The 1,068-nt window shown below is 72.9% G+C and carries 1 tRNA gene and 1 pseudogene; both read left to right on the top strand.

Features of this window, described 5'->3' with window-relative positions:
• A pseudogene (locus BRAO375_RS16010) lies at window positions 1–818 on the top strand (hypothetical protein); the annotation flags it as partial.
• A gap of 162 nt (window positions 819–980) precedes the next feature.
• Window positions 981–1,056: transfer RNA gene (locus BRAO375_RS16005), tRNA-Thr, on the top strand.
• Window positions 1,057–1,068 lie beyond the last annotated feature (12 nt).

Raw genomic sequence — 1,068 nt, 5'->3', positions numbered from 1 at the left:
GCAAGGCGCGCGAATGGACCCTGCGCGCGGTCCGCGCCCGCCATGACCCGGCCTGGACCGCGGACGGCTATGTCAGCGACCGCTGGCGGCCGATCTCGCCGGTCACCGGCCGGCTCGACGCCTTCCAATGGCAGACCCCGGTGGCGAGCCTGCCGTCGGAACGCAACAGCGTCATCGAGAGCTCGGAATTCGCCGAGGCCGTGCTGGCGCCGCCGAGCCGTCCGACCATCCCGGAGGGGCTGGTCGAGCCGCCGCGGACCGCCCCCGCCGCGCCCGTCGTGATCACGCCGAACACCCTGCAGGACAACGAGCCGCCGCGGCCGGTCGAGGCCGAAGCGCCGGAGCCCGTGGTCGAACAACCGGTCGAACAAGCCGTGGATAAGCCTGTCGACAAGCCGGTGGATAGCCCTGTTGAAAAGGCTGAGGACAGAGTGCAGAGCCCCGTCGATGGCGATGTGACGGAGCCGGCCGTCGCGACCTCCAGCCCGGCGTCTGCCGAGCCGGCCCCCCCGCTGCAGGCCGCGGCGCCCAGCGAGGCCGAAGCCGAGGCTGAGACGGCCGAGGAGCCGGAGACCCCGGCCGAGCCGGCCAAGCCGGCGGAAACCGCGGCCGCCGCCCCGACGCCGCTGTTCCGCAACCGCAGCGATCTCGCCAAGCCCTCGGAGACCCCGATCCAGGCGATCGTCCCGATCATGCGCCCGCCGGACGATCCCGGCGTCGAGGACGACGACCAGCCCCGCGACGAGTTCGCCGAGCAGATCGCGCCCAAGGCCCAGGCCGGCGGCTGGCGCGGGTTCTGGTCGCGGTTCGGCGGCTGAGCCCGGCTTGGCGGGCCGACCGGGCCCGCCGCGCTCGCCGGCATCACACCGGCTCGATTCCGCGTCCCGGCGGCGCGCGCGGCCTTGCCAATCGCGCGCCCGCCCGATATCAGGAGCCCATTCGCGTGATCCGGCCCCGTGCCGGCCGCAGCGCTTTGGTTCGCCGCAATAGCTCAGCTGGTAGAGCACGTCATTCGTAATGACGGGGTCGGGGGTTCGAGTCCCTCTTGCGGCACCAGCGTTCTCAATT

Origin of the sequence: Bradyrhizobium sp. ORS 375, assembly GCF_000239775.1 — a bacterium.
In the GTDB taxonomy this organism is placed as follows: Bacteria; Pseudomonadota; Alphaproteobacteria; order Rhizobiales; family Xanthobacteraceae; genus Bradyrhizobium.
This window is presented reverse-complemented; position numbering and strand designations above follow the sequence as displayed.